Genomic DNA, 14,975 nt, shown 5'->3' on the forward strand with positions numbered 1-14,975 from the left:
TATGAGTATTGAAAATTTCAAAAAATTTCAAAAAGAAAAACTAACTCAAAAAGATGAGGTAAAAGAAATTTGGGGTTACACTAGGGTAAGCTCAAAACTACAGTTAGTAAATAATAGTCTGGAGGAACAGCGCAGTGAAATAGTTCAGTTCGCATCTAGGAATGGCTATACACTTAAGAACATACTTGGAGGTACTTATGAAAGCGCCTCTGGAGATTTCACTAGAAAAGAGTTTACAAAACTGCTGGAAGAAGTTAAAAGCTCAAAGCAGAAACCTTTCGCAATTGCCATTAAATTTATCAGCAGGTTCTCCAGAACAGGAGGCAACGCTATCACTATCGTACATGAACTAGTAGATAAGCTGGGTGTTCATCTAATCGAGACATCATCAGGACTATGCACCAATGATGAATACAGTAAACTGGATATTTACAGCAAGCTCTTGGATGCCAGAAGAGAAAACATGGACAGATTAGAAAAAACAATTCCTGGCATGAAAGCACTGCTGAGGTCAGGGAACTGGCTTGGCAAAGCTCCCAGAGGCTATACAATGCGGGGAAGAAAAGTAGGGGATTATGCCTTAATGCAGGACACGCAGTCTATTACAATTAATCAGGAAGGAGAGATTTTAAAAAAGGCATGGAAATGGAAACTTGCAGGGGAAAGAGATTATGTGATCAGACAGAAACTTGAAAAACTGGATTTGATTATTTCAAAGCAGGGGATTAGTTCCATGTGGCGCAACCCTTTTTATTGCGGGATCTTAGTTAATGCATTAATTGAAGAACCAGTGAAAGGAAACTGGGCGGGCTTAGTTAGTGAAGAAGATTTCCTGAAAGTTGATAATATGCTTTCGGAAAACAATGTGATTACAGTTAAAGAATATTGTAAAACCAAAGTCAATGAGTTTAGACCCCTTACAGGATTTTTAAGATGCGAGTGTGGATGCCTGCTGACAAGTTATGAGGTTCGAAAAAAGAAAACACATTATTACAAATGTCAAAAATGTAAAAATGCCAGTTTTAATGCTCTGACCACTCAAAAATCAAAAATGGAAGGTTTGAATGATTCTTTCGAAAGATTATTGTCAAAGTATACATTAAACTCAAAATTTGTAGAGCCTTTTAAAATACAGTTAAATAAATTCTTTGATGCTGTGAACGCAGAGGCTAAAGAGGAAACGAAAAGCTTACTTCTAAAGAAAAAAGATATTGAAATTAAAATTGAGAATTTGGATAAACGCTATTTTGAGAATACAAATTTTGGAGATGATAAATACAATAGATATGCGCTTCAGTTTGAGACCGAATTAAAGATGATTGAAAGCCAAATATACTCCAATGCCAAAAAAATATCTAACCACAACAGACATATCGATAAGGTAGTTGAAAAAGTCTCGAACATCAGTAAATACTGGAGTGAGGGAGATATAGAGAGTAAAATAAAAATTCAAAACTTGGTATTTCCTGAGGGATTGTCAATTAGGGCTGAAAACAGGCAATATCTAACCAATAAGGTTAACCTTGTTTTTAGGTTAGTGTCAACATTTACAGGGCTTGATGCAGGTAATAAAAAACAAAAAACCCATCAAAATTTTGATGGGTTATTCTCTGTAGCGGGAACAGGACTCGAACCTGTGACCTTCGGGTTATGAGCCCGACGAGCTGCCTACTGCTCTATCCCGCGATGTTTCGGGTGCAAAGATACGCCGTTTTTTGAGAAATCCAACGAAAACTTTAAAAAATGTTTTATTTTCTGTATTGAGTTGATATGACTACCTTTGCAAAATAAATAATTCACAAATGTCACATAAAGCAGGTTTTGTAAACATCATCGGGAATCCAAACGTTGGAAAATCAACGTTGATGAACGCCTTTGTTGGAGAAAGATTATCGATCATTACATCAAAAGCACAAACAACACGTCATCGTATTCTTGGAATCGTAAATGGCGAAGATTTTCAACTTATATTATCGGATACTCCCGGAATCATCAAACCGGCTTACGAAATGCAGGAGTCGATGATGAACTTTGTAAAGTCGGCTTTTGAAGATGCTGATATTTTGATTTACATGGTCGAAATAGGAGAGCAGGACTTAAAAGATGAAGCATTCTTCAATAAAATCATTCACGCTAAAATTCCAGTTTTGTTGTTGTTGAATAAAATAGACAACTCAAATCAGGAACAATTAGAGGAACAAGTGGCTTTTTGGACAGCAAAAGTGCCAAATGCTGAAATTTTTCCAATCTCGGCTTTACAGAATTTTAATGTACCGGAAGTTTTTGGAAGAATCATCGAATTATTACCAGAATCTCCAGCGTACTATCCAAAAGATCAATTAACAGACAAACCGGAACGTTTTTTCGTAAACGAAACGATTCGTGAAAAAATCTTATTGAATTACAGCAAAGAGATTCCGTATGCGGTCGAAATTGTTACAGAAGAATTTTTTGAAGATGAAAAAATCATCAGAATCCGTTCGATCATTATGGTAGAACGTGAAACGCAAAAAGGAATCATTATTGGACATAAAGGTGCTGCTTTGAAAAAAGTTGGAACTGAAGCTCGTGCTGATTTGGAGAAGTTCTTCGGAAAACAAATTCACATTGAACTTGTCGTAAAAGTGAATAAAAACTGGAGAAGCAATGCGAATATGTTGAAACGTTTCGGGTATAACCAGTAATTTTTGTTGAATCGGTTAATCGTTGATTTGTTTAATCGAAAAACGTAAAATTTCTTGATACCTTGAAGCCCTAGCCCTGATAGCAGTGGAAATCCTTTTGTGAAGCTTTAGCGGAACAAAAGATTGAAACGGATAGCAGGAAATAGCTCCTGAAAATACTCCTTATATAACAGGAAAAATAATAAAAAACTTAGGTACTTAGAAACTTAGCCTCTCAGCAACTTTTTTTAACTACCTTTGCAAAAAATTAAAATACAGCATTTTGGATTTACTATTTAATATGATTTTGTCAAAAGCAGAATCTAAAATCTGAAATCTAAAATCTAAAATTCAAAAAAATGAATAACATTGTTGCGATAGTAGGAAGACCTAATGTAGGGAAATCAACCCTTTTTAATAGGCTGATACAAAGAAGAGAAGCTATTGTAGATTCTGTATCTGGGGTTACCCGTGATAGAAACTATGGTAAAAGCGAGTGGAACGGAAAAGAGTTTTCTGTAATTGATACCGGCGGATATGTTCGTGGATCTGATGACGTATTTGAAGGTGAAATCCGCAAACAAGTAGAGCTTGCTATCGACGAAGCTGATGTTATTATTTTTGTGGTTGATGTAGAAGAAGGAATTACGCCAATGGATGATGTTGTTGCACGCTTATTGCGTAAGGTAACAAAACCGGTTTTATTGGCTGTAAATAAGGTGGATAATGCGATGCGTGAAAAAGACGCATTGGAGTTTTATAACTTAGGTTTAGGAGATTACTTCACATTTGCGAGTATTTCAGGAAGTGGAACTGGAGATTTATTAGATGCTTTAATCGAGTCTTTCCCAGTAAAACCAGAGCCAGTTCAGGAAGAAGTGGTTTTGCCTCGTTTTGCTGTTGTAGGACGTCCTAATGCAGGTAAATCTAGTTTTATCAATGCTTTAATTGGTAAAGAGCGTTTTATGGTAACTGATATTGCGGGTACAACTCGTGACGCAATTGATACAAAATTTGACCGTTTTGGTTTTGAATTTAATTTGGTTGATACCGCGGGAATCCGTCGTAAGGCTAAGGTTAAGGAAGATTTAGAATTTTATTCTGTAATGCGTTCGGTTCGTGCGATTGAGCATGCAGATATTTGTATATTGGTTATCGATGCAACCCGCGGATTTGAAGGTCAGGATCAAAGTATTTTTTGGCTGGCAGAGAAAAACCGTAAAGGTGTTGTGATCTTAGTAAACAAATGGGATTTGGTTGAAAAAGATACCATGTCGACTCGTGATTACGAAGAGAAAATTAAAAAAGAACTAATGCCTTTTACAGATGTGCCAATTTTGTTCGTTTCGGCTTTAACGAAACAACGTTTATTGAAAGCATTGGAAGCTACAGTTCAGGTTTTTGAAAACAGAAAACAAAGAATTCCTACTTCAAAATTCAACGAATTTATGTTGAAAGTAATTGAAGCTTATCCGCCGCCAGCGACAAAAGGTAAATATGTAAAAATTAAATATTGCATGCAGTTGCCAACATTAACGCCTCAGTTTGTTTTTTTTGCTAATATGCCACAATATGTAAAAGAACCTTATAAACGTTATCTGGAAAATAAAATTAGAGAAAATTGGGATTTTTCGGGAGTGCCAATCGATATTTATATCAGAGAGAAATAAAATAAAAAGTCCCCAAATTTGGGGACTTTTTTATGAGTATTATTTTTTAATGGCACACTATTTGAATAAATGTAAAAACTACAATTAAACCTTTTTGTTTTTTTGTAGTCTAACTAAAACTAACCAATTTTTTATGACCAAAATTTATTCTTTTTTAGCACTTTTTTTCCTTTTTGTTTTTACTGCAAATGCTCAAAACGACATTACCGTTAGAGGGACTGTTCTTGATGTTAATACGCAATTGCCACTGGAAATGTCAACTGTTTACTTTACTACTGTAAAAGATTCTACTGTTATTGAATATGCTACAACAGACAAGAACGGAAATTTTGCGATGAACATTAAAAAATATGATAAACCTGTGTTTTTAAAGGTGAATTATATGGGATACCAAACTTATTATGAAGAGTACAAAGGGCTCACAGAAAGTAAGGATTTTGGTAAAGTATATTTAATCGAAAATGTAAATGCCCTAAATGAGGTTATTATAAAATCAGAAGCGGCACCAATAACCATCAAAAAAGATACACTGGAATTTAATGCTTCTTCTTATAAAGTCCGCCCGGATTCTAATGTTGAAACCTTATTGAAACAATTGCCCGGATTTGATGTTGACAACGACGGAAAAATTACCGTAAATGGGCGAGAGGTCAATCAGGTTTTAGTAAATGGAAAAACGTTTTTTGATAAAGATGGAGCGATTGCAATTAAAAATTTACCTGCCGATATCATCAAGAAAATTCAGGTTTCAGATTTTAAAACCAAGAAAGAAGAGCTTTCTAAACAGGAATCGACTTCAGATTTTTCAAGTATTAATATTACGATTGACGAAAAGAAAAACAAAGGTTACTTTGGAAAAGTAATGGGAGGTTACGGATCTGATGACCGATACGAGGCAAATGTTAATTTAAATTTCTTTAATAATAAACAGAAAATTAGTTTGTTAGCTTCATCTAATAACATCAATTCCACTGGATTTTCTATGGATGATGTTTTTGATAATATGGCTGGCGGACGAAATAGCAATAGCAAAAGCGGAGGTTCCGGCTCTGGCGGAAAAGGAATTACACAATCTAATTTAGTAGGTTTAAATTATTCTGATGACTGGACAAAGGATTTGCTTGCCATGGGAAGTTATAATTTTTCTAATACAGTTAACAAAAACGATAGTAAATCAAATCAGCTTAGTTTTTTGCCAACCGGAAATATTATTACCACTGCCGATTCTAAATCGAGAAATGAAAGTACAGGAAACAACGTTAACTTTGAATTAGAATATAAAATTGATCCAAAAACGCGAATTGTAATTGCGCCTAGACTGAATCAATCAAGAACAAACAGCAATTCAAGTTCTTCGAGTTTTTCTGAAGATGAAAATGGAAACGCTTTAAATGAAAGTAATGCAAATTCATATTCAGAAAGTACTAATTTTAATTTTGGGAATACCATCAATTTTAATAAAGCTTTTGAAAGAAAGTCAAGAAATTTGAGTTTCGTTTTGTCTAATAATAATACAAGTTCTGATGGAAATACAAGAAATCTTTCGGAAACGATTTTTTATCAGGACAATCAGCCAAATGACGAAAGAAATCAAAACACAAAAAAAAGAAGCAGCAGCGATTCTTATTCAGCAGATTTAGAATATACAGAGCCTATAACTGATTCATTAAGAGTTAGATTTGGATCTGATTTTGATTGGAAAAGTTCTGCAAATGACGAAAGAACATTTAATTTTGATCCTGCTACACAAGAATATACAGATTTGAATCTAGCTTTGAGTAATTATACGAGTTCAATACAAAATTCGGTTACGCCAAAAGTTGGAGTTACGCTGCAAAAGAATAAGTTTACCCTGAATCTTGACAGTCGAACTTCGATTATAAATTTTGACAATCATTCCGTATATCTAAATAATGCCACAGATTTAAATAAAAAGTATGCATTGCCTTTTGCGACTGCATTGCTGAGGTACAAGTTTAGTCGTTCTAAAAATTTATCTTTCAAATACGATTATTCAAATGCACTGCCATCTGCAACTCAGTTAATGCCGGTTATAAATCTTAATAATCCTTTGAATACAATTGTTGGAAATCCGGATTTGAAACCAATTGAAAAAAACAGTGTAAGCTTTAATTTTAAAAATTATGATTTCCGCTCGCGTTCCGGTTACAGTTTATATGTAAAGGGAGATTATTATGATAATGATATTGTATCGACTTCACTATATGACGATAGCGGAAAAAGAACGACAACTTATGTAAATATTTCGGGAGTTTACAACGCGTCGATTGGCGCAAACTGGAATCAATCTGTAAAAAGTGGTGCACATACTTTAAGATACGGATTAGGATTAAACGCTGGTTATACTTTTGATAAAGGATTTACAAATGCCGTTTTATACAACGCAAAATCGACATCAATTACACCAAAAGTATATTTGTCATACGATTACGGAGAAATATTAACCATTGCACCATCTTATAATTTATCATACAATCAGTCAAAATATGAGAATTATTCAAGAGATGCGACTTCAAATGTGGTTCACAGAATCAATTTGCAAACAACGACTTATTGGCCGGAGAATTTAATTTTTGGAAATGATTTTGGATATACCTATAATTCAAATATTTCTGATGATTTCAAGAAAGATTTTTATCTGTGGAATACGAGTTTGTCTTATGGATTTTTGGATAAAAAACTATACGCAAAAGTAAAAGTATACGACGTTTTAAATCAGAATCTAAGTGCCACAAGAACCATTTCTGCAACATCCATTCGTGATGAAGAAAACACCGTTTTAAAACGTTATGTGATGTTTTCTCTGGCTTATAAAATTGGAAATTTTAAAGGAGCAGAGAAGGGTGGAAAAAGAAGAGAAAGGGATTAGTTTTTGAAGGTTCTAAGTCGCTAAGGTTTAAAGGTTCATAGGTACAAAGTGGCAAAGGAACAAAGATTAAAAAAAATCCGAAATCAATTTTGATTTCGGATTTTTTTTAATCTAAAATCTATCCCGAAGCCTCGGGACTAAAATCTAAAATCTCCGATCAATTCTATGATAAATCGTAAAACGAATAATATCCCGATCATAAAAATCGACACCGCTGGCACGTCTTTGAAGGCTTTTTAGGTATCCCAATTCTAAACCAATATTGGGATTGAAATGATAACGTAATGCCGCGTAAATTCTGTTTTGGTCGAAAGTGTTTCTTTTATTGTCTTTTCCGAAATTGAATAAAACTTCATCAGAAAGAGTGCCTTTTAAACTTCGTTTCTCTTTTTTCCAAAGATCAAAAGTCGATTGTAACCGGTATCTGAACCTAAAAGCAAAAGAAAAATCATCAAGTAATTCTGTTTTAGTTGCTTTTTGAATAAAACGTTCTTCGAGTTGAAAACGATTGTGAAAAGTAATTTTTGCAATATCATTAATTAAAGTAATATCCTGCTGAACTCGATATTCGGGAACGGAATAATTAGGATCAACGTGCGGATCCTGAGTATTGACATTAAAATAAGCAAATCCACCACCTAAATCTACAAGTTTTGTGGCGCGATATCTTCCCTGAATTCTTATAACAAAAAGATTTTCATGAACAGGATTTATAAAACTACGATTATCAAATTCAGAATGTAACGCCCACTTTTCTGTTAAAGGCAAAATATTATAATACCGAATCCAGGTCAGTGTTTGCTGATCAAAATTTCTTTTGGTTTGAGCAAAGCCAATTTGAGCTAAAAAAGTAAAAAAGAAAAATATCCTCAGAATTTTCATTTATATAAATCCAAGCTGCGAATATATACAAATGAGAATTGATTTATGAGGTAATATATTGACTTTTAAATTGGTTTTCTTTTCAATTTTGTGATTTTGTAAAAATTGAAGCATAAAAAAAGCGAGATAAATTTTAAAATCTATCTCGCTTCAACTATCTAAATTAACTCAATTTTATAGTGAATATTTTAAAGTAATACCATAAGTTCTCTGATCTCCCAGTACAGCTGCGTATTGTCCTGTATTTCCACCTGCTGGTAATAATTGTTCGTAATAATCTTTGTTTAAAAGGTTACGACCCCAGAAGTGAACAGATAATCCCTGCGATGCACGGAAACCTAAACGAGCATTAAAAATAGCATATCCCGGAACAACTAAATATTTTGAAGCAGAAGGGCTTGATGAGAATTCAGAACGAGCATAAGAATCTAGCCCTAAGAACACTTTTCCTGCATTTCCAAAGAATTTTGCATTATCAGAAAGTTCGCCACCTAAAGATCCTGCCCATCTTGAAGCACCCGGTAAAGCTGATCCGGATACATCTTTAAATGAAATTGGAGCTCCAGTTTCTTCTAACGGAAGAGGTGCATTTGTAAATTTAACGTATTTAGCATCCGTATAAGTTGCTGCTCCGTTTATCGTTAAATGCGGACTTACAACAAAGCTTGCATCTAATTCTGCGCCTTTAACTTCAACTTTATCTGCGTTAGCAAGATAACCGCGATTTACACCTAATTCAGCTGCCTGAACGTTGGTTTGAAAATCTTTAATTTCTGTTTGGAAAAACGTTAAATTGAAGATTGAATTTTTGAATGGTGAAGTTTTTACTCCAACTTCATAATGATTTACTTTTTCCGGTTTAATAACAGCAAGTTCCAGTAATGGCGCACCAGCAGAATTTGTTGGAAGTCCGGCTACATTTACTCCAACAGGTTTGTAACTTTTTGCATAAGTTGCATAAGCATTAATTTTATCAGATGCTTTAAAAGATACAGTTATGTTTCCTGAAAAATCTGTATTGTCTGTGCTTGAATCAAATGCCTGATCAGAATACACTTGTTTTTTTAATGCAAGTAAAGCAGGATCTGTCGTTTGTAAACCTCCGTAAGTTGTACGGGCATAATGAGCATCTTTTTTGTCAAAATTATATCTCACACCTGGTAAAATATGCAAACGGTCTGTAATAGCCCAGTCAATCTGACCAAATACTGCAGCACTTGATGCTCTGATATTGGCATCAGTTTTTATTCCGTATCCTTCAAAAAGTCCTGGAGTTTTCCATAAGGCACTTGTTGAACTTTGTGCAAATCGCCATTGTGCATCTCCAGATTCTTCAGTACCATCTGTTTGAGAGGTCTGATCGATAAAAAATACACCTGCAACACCACTTATTCTTGATGTTAACTGACCTGCATAACGAACTTCTTGTGTAATTTGAGTTTGTCTTGTAGGGTTTTGAGATTTTGCCAATACCTGTAATCCTGTAAAATCTCTATCGTTTGACGGATCCCAATTCCAGAATCTCCATGCAGTTGTTGAAGTAAGAGTTCCTCCTCCAATTTTAGTATCAATATTAAGAGATATTCCTCCCATGTCCTGATTAGAACGCCATGGAGTATCTTGGTCAATTTTGCGGTCAAATGCATTTCTGCTTGGCAATTGGTAATTTAAATCGGCAATAATAGCATCAAACTGACGATAAGCGGCTCTTTGTGTTGGTGCAACACCCGCAACCACCTGAGCATATCCGTCAGGACGCTGTGTTGTAATATCAGCAGCCAATATAATGTTTGTATTTACAGTTGGAGTCCAAAGCAATTGTCCTCTAATTCCCTGATTGTTTAATGTATTAGTAGCTCTTCCTGTAGCAACATTATCAATTAAACCGTCACGTTGTGTTCCTGAAAAAGATAAACGTCCTGCTACTTTTTTACCCAAAGCTCCTGTTACAGATGCTTTAGCCTGAAGAAAAGAATAGTTTCCATAACTCACTTCAAAATCAGCCCCGGAAGTAAAACTTGGTTTACGGGTTGTAATATTAAATGCTCCCGAAGTAGTATTTTTTCCAAACAAAGATCCTTGTGGTCCACGCAAAACTTCAATTTGCTCAACATCGATAAAATCAAGCGTTGTTGCAGCCGGACGTGCGTAGTAAACACCGTCTACATAAAAACCAACGCCAGGATCGATTCCGTCATTTGTAAGTCCGAAAGGAGAACCAAGACTACGAATGTTAATACCAGTGTTTCTTGGGTTTGAAGAATATAATTGAACAGAAGGAACCAATTCTTTAATACGATTTACGTTAAAAGCTCCGGTTTGTTCAGCTTGTTTCCCTGTAATAACAGAAACCGCAATTGGTACATCCTGAACTTTTTCGATACGGCGTCTGGAAGAAACAACAACTTCAATAAGCTCATTTTCTTCGCGAATAACTAATTGTAAAGGCGCTGTTGGTAATGCTGTAATTTCTATTTCTGTAGTTTTATAGCCTACGTACTGAACTAAAAGCGTAATAGGAAGTTTTCCTTTAGAATCAATACTAAATCTTCCGTTTTGATCTGTAGTAGTGCTTGAAGTTGTTCCTTTTATAACAACATTTGCAGCTTCTAATGGAATGTTTTCGTTTGTGTTAACGACGCCTTCGATATTTTGTGCATAAGATGTTGTGAAGGCTAAAAGTAAAAAAATGCTTGTAAGTGATATTTTATATATAGTTTTCATTTTTATATTAAGTATATGTGATTAGTAGAGTTTAAAATAAATTTTTTTTAACAACACATACACATCATACACGAAATACTTTCCACAATTGTGAATGGACTTTTTTGGTTTCTTTGCAAAAGATTTTCAGTTACACCTGATCGATTGTAATTTACTTTCATTGGTTAAATTTTGTAATTGGTTACTGTTTTTTTTGCAAATATATGTAAATTCTATAGATTTACTAGGAATTAGAAAATATTTTTTTATTTCTTTACTAATGAAGCTATTGTGATCCCTTCCATGGCTTTCAAAGTTTTGTCTCTAATGAGCACTAAACCATGATGTAAGCTGCATTCTGACTCAGTTTTGCAGTCAGAACAAGGTTCGTAAAAGTTTAAAGAAGCGCAAGGCAAAAGTGCAATTGCACCGTCAAATAAACGGTGAATTTCTGCCAGAGTAATTTCATTTTTTGATTTTATCAGATAATATCCACCGAATTTTCCCTGCTTACTGCTCACAAAACGTCCGCGTTTTAGATCCAATAAAATTTGCTCTAAAAACTTTTTAGGAATGTTAGCTCCCTCAGCAATTTCCACAGTTCTGGAAATGTGATTTTCGTCTTGTTCTGCTAAATAAAGTAAGGCCTTAAGGGCGTATTTTGCTTTATGTGATAACATCCTTTTTAATTATGAATTGTAAATATTAATTATGAATTTTTTAAACCTGAAACTTGAAACAAAAAAACTTGAAACAAAAAACAGTTTACCAGCTTCCGCTAGAACCTCCACCAGAGAATCCGCCGCCACCAAAACCTCCACCGAAGCCACCGCCTCCGCCGCCAAAACCACCTCCGGATGATCCTCCGCCGAAACCGCCAAATCCTCCGCTGCTTCTGCCAAGACTGCTTAAAAGAATTACATCCATTAAACTAGGACCTCCGCCATTATTATTGCCTGAATTTCCTCCGCCGCCTTTATTTCGGAACATCAAAATTAATACAATTACGACAATAACAATAAAAGGAAGTATCGGGAAATTATTTCCTTTAGAGGCTTGTTTTCTTTCGCCTTTAAATTTTCCTTTAAAAACATCAATTATAGCATCAGTTCCTTTGTCAAGGCCGTTGTAAAAACTTCCTGCTTTAAATTCGGGAATAATAATATTTCTGATGATTGTTCCTCCAATTCCGGCTGTCAAACGATCTTCAACACCATATCCCGGATTAATAGCAATTTTTTTCTCGTTTTTGGCCAATAAAATAATGACACCATTATCATCTTGCTTTGTTCCGCCAATTCCCCAGGTTTGTCCCCATTTTGTGGCCAGCTGGCTTACATCTTCACCTTTTAAACTTTCGATTGTAATAACGACAATTTGAGTTGTGGTAGAATCTGAATAACGAACTAGTTTTTCTTCAAGCTGTGTTTTTTCTGATGCACTTAAAATATTTGCATAATCATAAACTGAAGTCTGAAAACTTGGTTTTTCGGGAATAGTAAATTGAGCAAAAATACTATTGCAGACAAAAAATGCGATAAATAAAAAAGTAAACTGAAAAATTCCGTTGGAATTTAAAATTGTATTGTTGGAATTTTTCATCATTTAACCTTTTGAAATTTCGTTTGATAATTCGTTTGTGTCACCTTCAGACCACGGGAAGTTCTTTTTTAATTGTTCGCCGGCGTTTAAAATACCGTCGACAATTCCTTGTTTGAAATTTCCTGCTTTAAATTGTTCCACCATTTTATCTTTGGTACAATCCCAAAAATCTGCTGCAACAACATCGTTAATGCCTTTGTCTCCACAAATAGCAAAGCTTTTATCTTCGATGGCAAAATAAAATAAAACACCGTTTTGAAGTTGGGTTTCATTCATTTTTAATTCATGAAAAACTTCTAAAGCCCTGTCAAAAGGAACTTTAGAAGTTGTTTTTTCTATATGTACTCTAATTTCGCCAGAAGTATTTTTTTCGGCCACGCGAATAGCTTCAACAATTTCTTGTTCTTCTTCTTTGGATAAAAAATCTTCTACTTTTGACATTGAAATTATTTTAGAGTTTAGATTTCAGATATTAGATTTCAGGCTAAACCTGAATCATTAACCAAAAATATTTTTTTTAGAATTTTACTTCAACTGGTTTTTCAGCACCTGCAACAGCTTCAAAGTATGGTTTTTCTTTGTAACTTAAAAACCAACTGTTTGGAATTGCAAGAACGTAACCATTGTAATCTTGTACAGCTTCGTTAAAACGAGTTCTGGCTGTTAAAATTTGATTTTCTGTACTTGCCAATTCGTCTTGTAATTTCAGGAAGTTTTCGTTTGCTTTTAAAGTCGGATATTGTTCAACAGAAACTAACAATCTTGACAAAGATGAAGATACGCCACTTTGAGCCTGATTGTATTGAGCCAATTGTTCAGGAGTTACATTACTTGGATCGATTGTCACTGAAGTAGCTTTTGCACGAGCCTCAATTACAGCTGTCAATGTTGATTTTTCGAAATCTGCAGCACCTTTAACTGTGTTAACTAAGTTTCCGATAAGGTCATTTCTTCTTTGGTAAGTAGTACTCACATTTCCCCATTCCTTATTAACTGCTTGATTTTTTTGCAAACCAGTATTTTTAATTCCGATTGACCAAAAAGCAATTATAGCAATTAAGGCTATTATAATTCCTACGGGGATTAACCATTTTTTCATGTTTGTTCTGATTTAAGTTTATTTCTAGTTTTTGATATTATTATAATTCGTTTTTAATTTCTGTTAATTGTGTTTTTATGGTCTCTAATTTACGTATTATTTCGAATTTATCTAATGTTTTCTTTTGTCCTTCCTTCAAATGCGTTTTGGCACCTTCAAGCGTAAAACCACGTTCTTTAACTAAATGATAAATCAATTGCAGGTTGGTAACATCTTCCGGCGTAAACATTCTGTTGCCTTTGGCATTTTTTTTAGGTTTCAAAATGTCAAATTCGCTGTCCCAAAAACGTATCAAAGACGCGTTGACATTAAAAGCCTTGGCAACTTCGCCAATGCTGTAATATCTTTTATCTTTAGAAAGTTCAATGTGCATGATTCTTGTTTTTCTTATTTATTCCAAAATTACTACTTTTTATAGTATTAATCTAATGACTGGTTTTCCTGATTTGCCATATGTGAAATAGCAACGTATTCAACCGCCGAGATATTTCCGTAATAAAAATTAAGCGGATTCACGACTTTTCCATCTTTATGTACTTCATAATGACAATGTGGTCCTTCAGATCTTCCTGTACTCCCAACAAATCCAACAATATCGCCTCTTTTAACATGTTGTCCCGCTCTGCAATTGTATTTGCTTAAATGTGCGTACAAACTCTCATATCCAAAACCATGCCTGATCACAACATGATTTCCAAATCCCGAAGCTGCGTCATCTGCTCTTGCGACAATACCATCACCGGTTGCATAGACAGGAGTGCCTGTAGGGGCTGTAAAGTCCATTCCGTTGTGCATTTTTCTCACTTTCGTGAAAGGATCAATTCTATATCCAAAACCTGACGCGACACGTCTTAAGTTTTCATTTCGAACTGGCTGAATGGCAGGAATTGCCAGCAACAGATTTCCTTTTACGCTCGCCAGTTTCAAAATTTCGTCTAATGATTTTGACTGAATAGCCAATTGTTTTGAAAGTTTATCAATTCGTTTTGTTGTATTTAATACCAATTGCGAATTGTTGTAGCCTTCTAAATCCTTATATCTGTTAATATCTCTAAAACCTGCTTTTCTAATAGAATCCGGAATTTCTGCTTTATTAAAATAAACTCTGTAAATATTGTTATCCCTGTCTTCAAGCGCCTCGGTGACAGCATCAATTTCATCCATTTTTTTATTCAAAATAGCATATTGCAATTTTAAATTTTCAATTTCACGTGCCTGTAAACGGTCTTTTGGCGTTTCGAAGTAAGGAGTGTTAATTAAAAGTACAAAAATGAAAAATCCAAAGAGCGCCGCAGCCAGCAAAAACAGTAATGCATAACCGATTTTGATTCTTTTTCTGGTTTTTATTTTCGTATAAGCCAGATTTTCTGAGTCGTAATAATATTTTACTTTCGCCATATTTTAAAATACCCTATTTTTGCAGCTTGTAAAATAGTTTGTCGAACAAATTTAATAAATGTTTCAGT

12 protein-coding genes and 1 tRNA gene are annotated in these 14,975 nt (G+C 34.4%); 4 read left to right on the forward strand and 9 right to left on the reverse strand.

Going from position 1 to position 14,975, the window contains the following annotated elements; genetic code table 11:
* Window position 1 precedes the first annotated feature (1 nt).
* Window positions 2-1,654 (forward strand): recombinase family protein, encoded by a 1,653-nt coding sequence (locus tag RT99_RS25915; protein WP_082036929.1) that lies wholly within the window; start codon window positions 2-4, stop codon window positions 1,652-1,654.
* Here the strand turns inward: RT99_RS25915 and RT99_RS06740 are convergent.
* Window positions 1,614-1,686 (reverse strand) — tRNA-Met (locus tag RT99_RS06740). The two genes, RT99_RS25915 and RT99_RS06740, sit on opposite strands and share 41 nt — an antisense overlap.
* 116 nt (window positions 1,687-1,802) lie before the next feature.
* Between RT99_RS06740 and era the strand changes: the two genes are divergently transcribed.
* The 3 genes from era (at window position 1,803) to RT99_RS06755 (ending at window position 7,223) form a co-directional block, all read left to right on the forward strand.
* The gene (era, locus tag RT99_RS06745; protein ID WP_042563957.1) at window positions 1,803-2,684 is read left to right on the forward strand and encodes a GTPase Era; all 882 of its coding nucleotides are present in this window, start codon (window positions 1,803-1,805) and stop codon (window positions 2,682-2,684) included.
* 338 nt (window positions 2,685-3,022) lie between these two features.
* Window positions 3,023-4,333 carry a ribosome biogenesis GTPase Der gene (gene der, locus RT99_RS06750; protein ID WP_042563958.1) on the forward strand — a complete coding sequence of 437 codons (1,311 nt, stop codon included), beginning with the start codon at window positions 3,023-3,025 and terminating at the stop codon, window positions 4,331-4,333.
* 133 nt (window positions 4,334-4,466) lie between these two features.
* A complete protein-coding gene (locus tag RT99_RS06755) occupies window positions 4,467-7,223 on the forward strand; it encodes an outer membrane beta-barrel protein (protein WP_042563959.1) in 2,757 nt (918 codons plus the stop codon).
* Window positions 7,224-7,367: 144 nt separating this feature from the next.
* On the opposite strand, the gene RT99_RS06760 is transcribed toward RT99_RS06755, so the two are convergent.
* From RT99_RS06760 to RT99_RS06795, 8 genes are all read right to left on the reverse strand, one after another.
* Window positions 7,368-8,105, reverse strand: a complete 738-nt coding sequence (locus RT99_RS06760; RefSeq protein ID WP_042563960.1) for a DUF2490 domain-containing protein — start codon at window positions 8,103-8,105, stop codon at window positions 7,368-7,370.
* A 174-nt stretch (window positions 8,106-8,279) separates the two neighbouring features.
* Window positions 8,280-10,829 (reverse strand): TonB-dependent receptor, encoded by a 2,550-nt coding sequence (locus RT99_RS06765; RefSeq protein ID WP_042563961.1) that lies wholly within the window; start codon window positions 10,827-10,829, stop codon window positions 8,280-8,282.
* A 245-nt stretch (window positions 10,830-11,074) separates the two neighbouring features.
* Window positions 11,075-11,488, reverse strand: a complete 414-nt coding sequence (locus RT99_RS06770; protein ID WP_042563962.1) for an Rrf2 family transcriptional regulator — start codon at window positions 11,486-11,488, stop codon at window positions 11,075-11,077.
* Window positions 11,489-11,573: 85 nt separating this feature from the next.
* Window positions 11,574-12,410 carry a YgcG family protein gene (locus tag RT99_RS06775; RefSeq protein WP_042564072.1) on the reverse strand — a complete coding sequence of 279 codons (837 nt, stop codon included), beginning with the start codon at window positions 12,408-12,410 and terminating at the stop codon, window positions 11,574-11,576.
* Window positions 12,411-12,413: 3 nt separating this feature from the next.
* Complete coding sequence (locus tag RT99_RS06780; protein ID WP_042563963.1) at window positions 12,414-12,851, reverse strand: TPM domain-containing protein; 438 nt, start codon at window positions 12,849-12,851, stop codon at window positions 12,414-12,416.
* 76 nt (window positions 12,852-12,927) lie between these two features.
* A complete protein-coding gene (locus RT99_RS06785) occupies window positions 12,928-13,509 on the reverse strand; it encodes a LemA family protein (RefSeq protein WP_042563964.1) in 582 nt (193 codons plus the stop codon).
* Window positions 13,510-13,549: 40 nt separating this feature from the next.
* Window positions 13,550-13,882, reverse strand: coding sequence for a MerR family transcriptional regulator (locus RT99_RS06790; protein WP_042563965.1), 333 nt, complete (start codon window positions 13,880-13,882; stop codon window positions 13,550-13,552).
* Between the two features lie 47 nt (window positions 13,883-13,929).
* Window positions 13,930-14,907 carry a M23 family metallopeptidase gene (locus RT99_RS06795; protein WP_042563966.1) on the reverse strand — a complete coding sequence of 326 codons (978 nt, stop codon included), beginning with the start codon at window positions 14,905-14,907 and terminating at the stop codon, window positions 13,930-13,932.
* Window positions 14,908-14,975: the final 68 nt, after the last annotated feature.

Source organism: Flavobacterium sp. MEB061, assembly GCF_000834715.1.
GTDB lineage: Bacteria > Bacteroidota > Bacteroidia > Flavobacteriales > Flavobacteriaceae > Flavobacterium > Flavobacterium pectinovorum.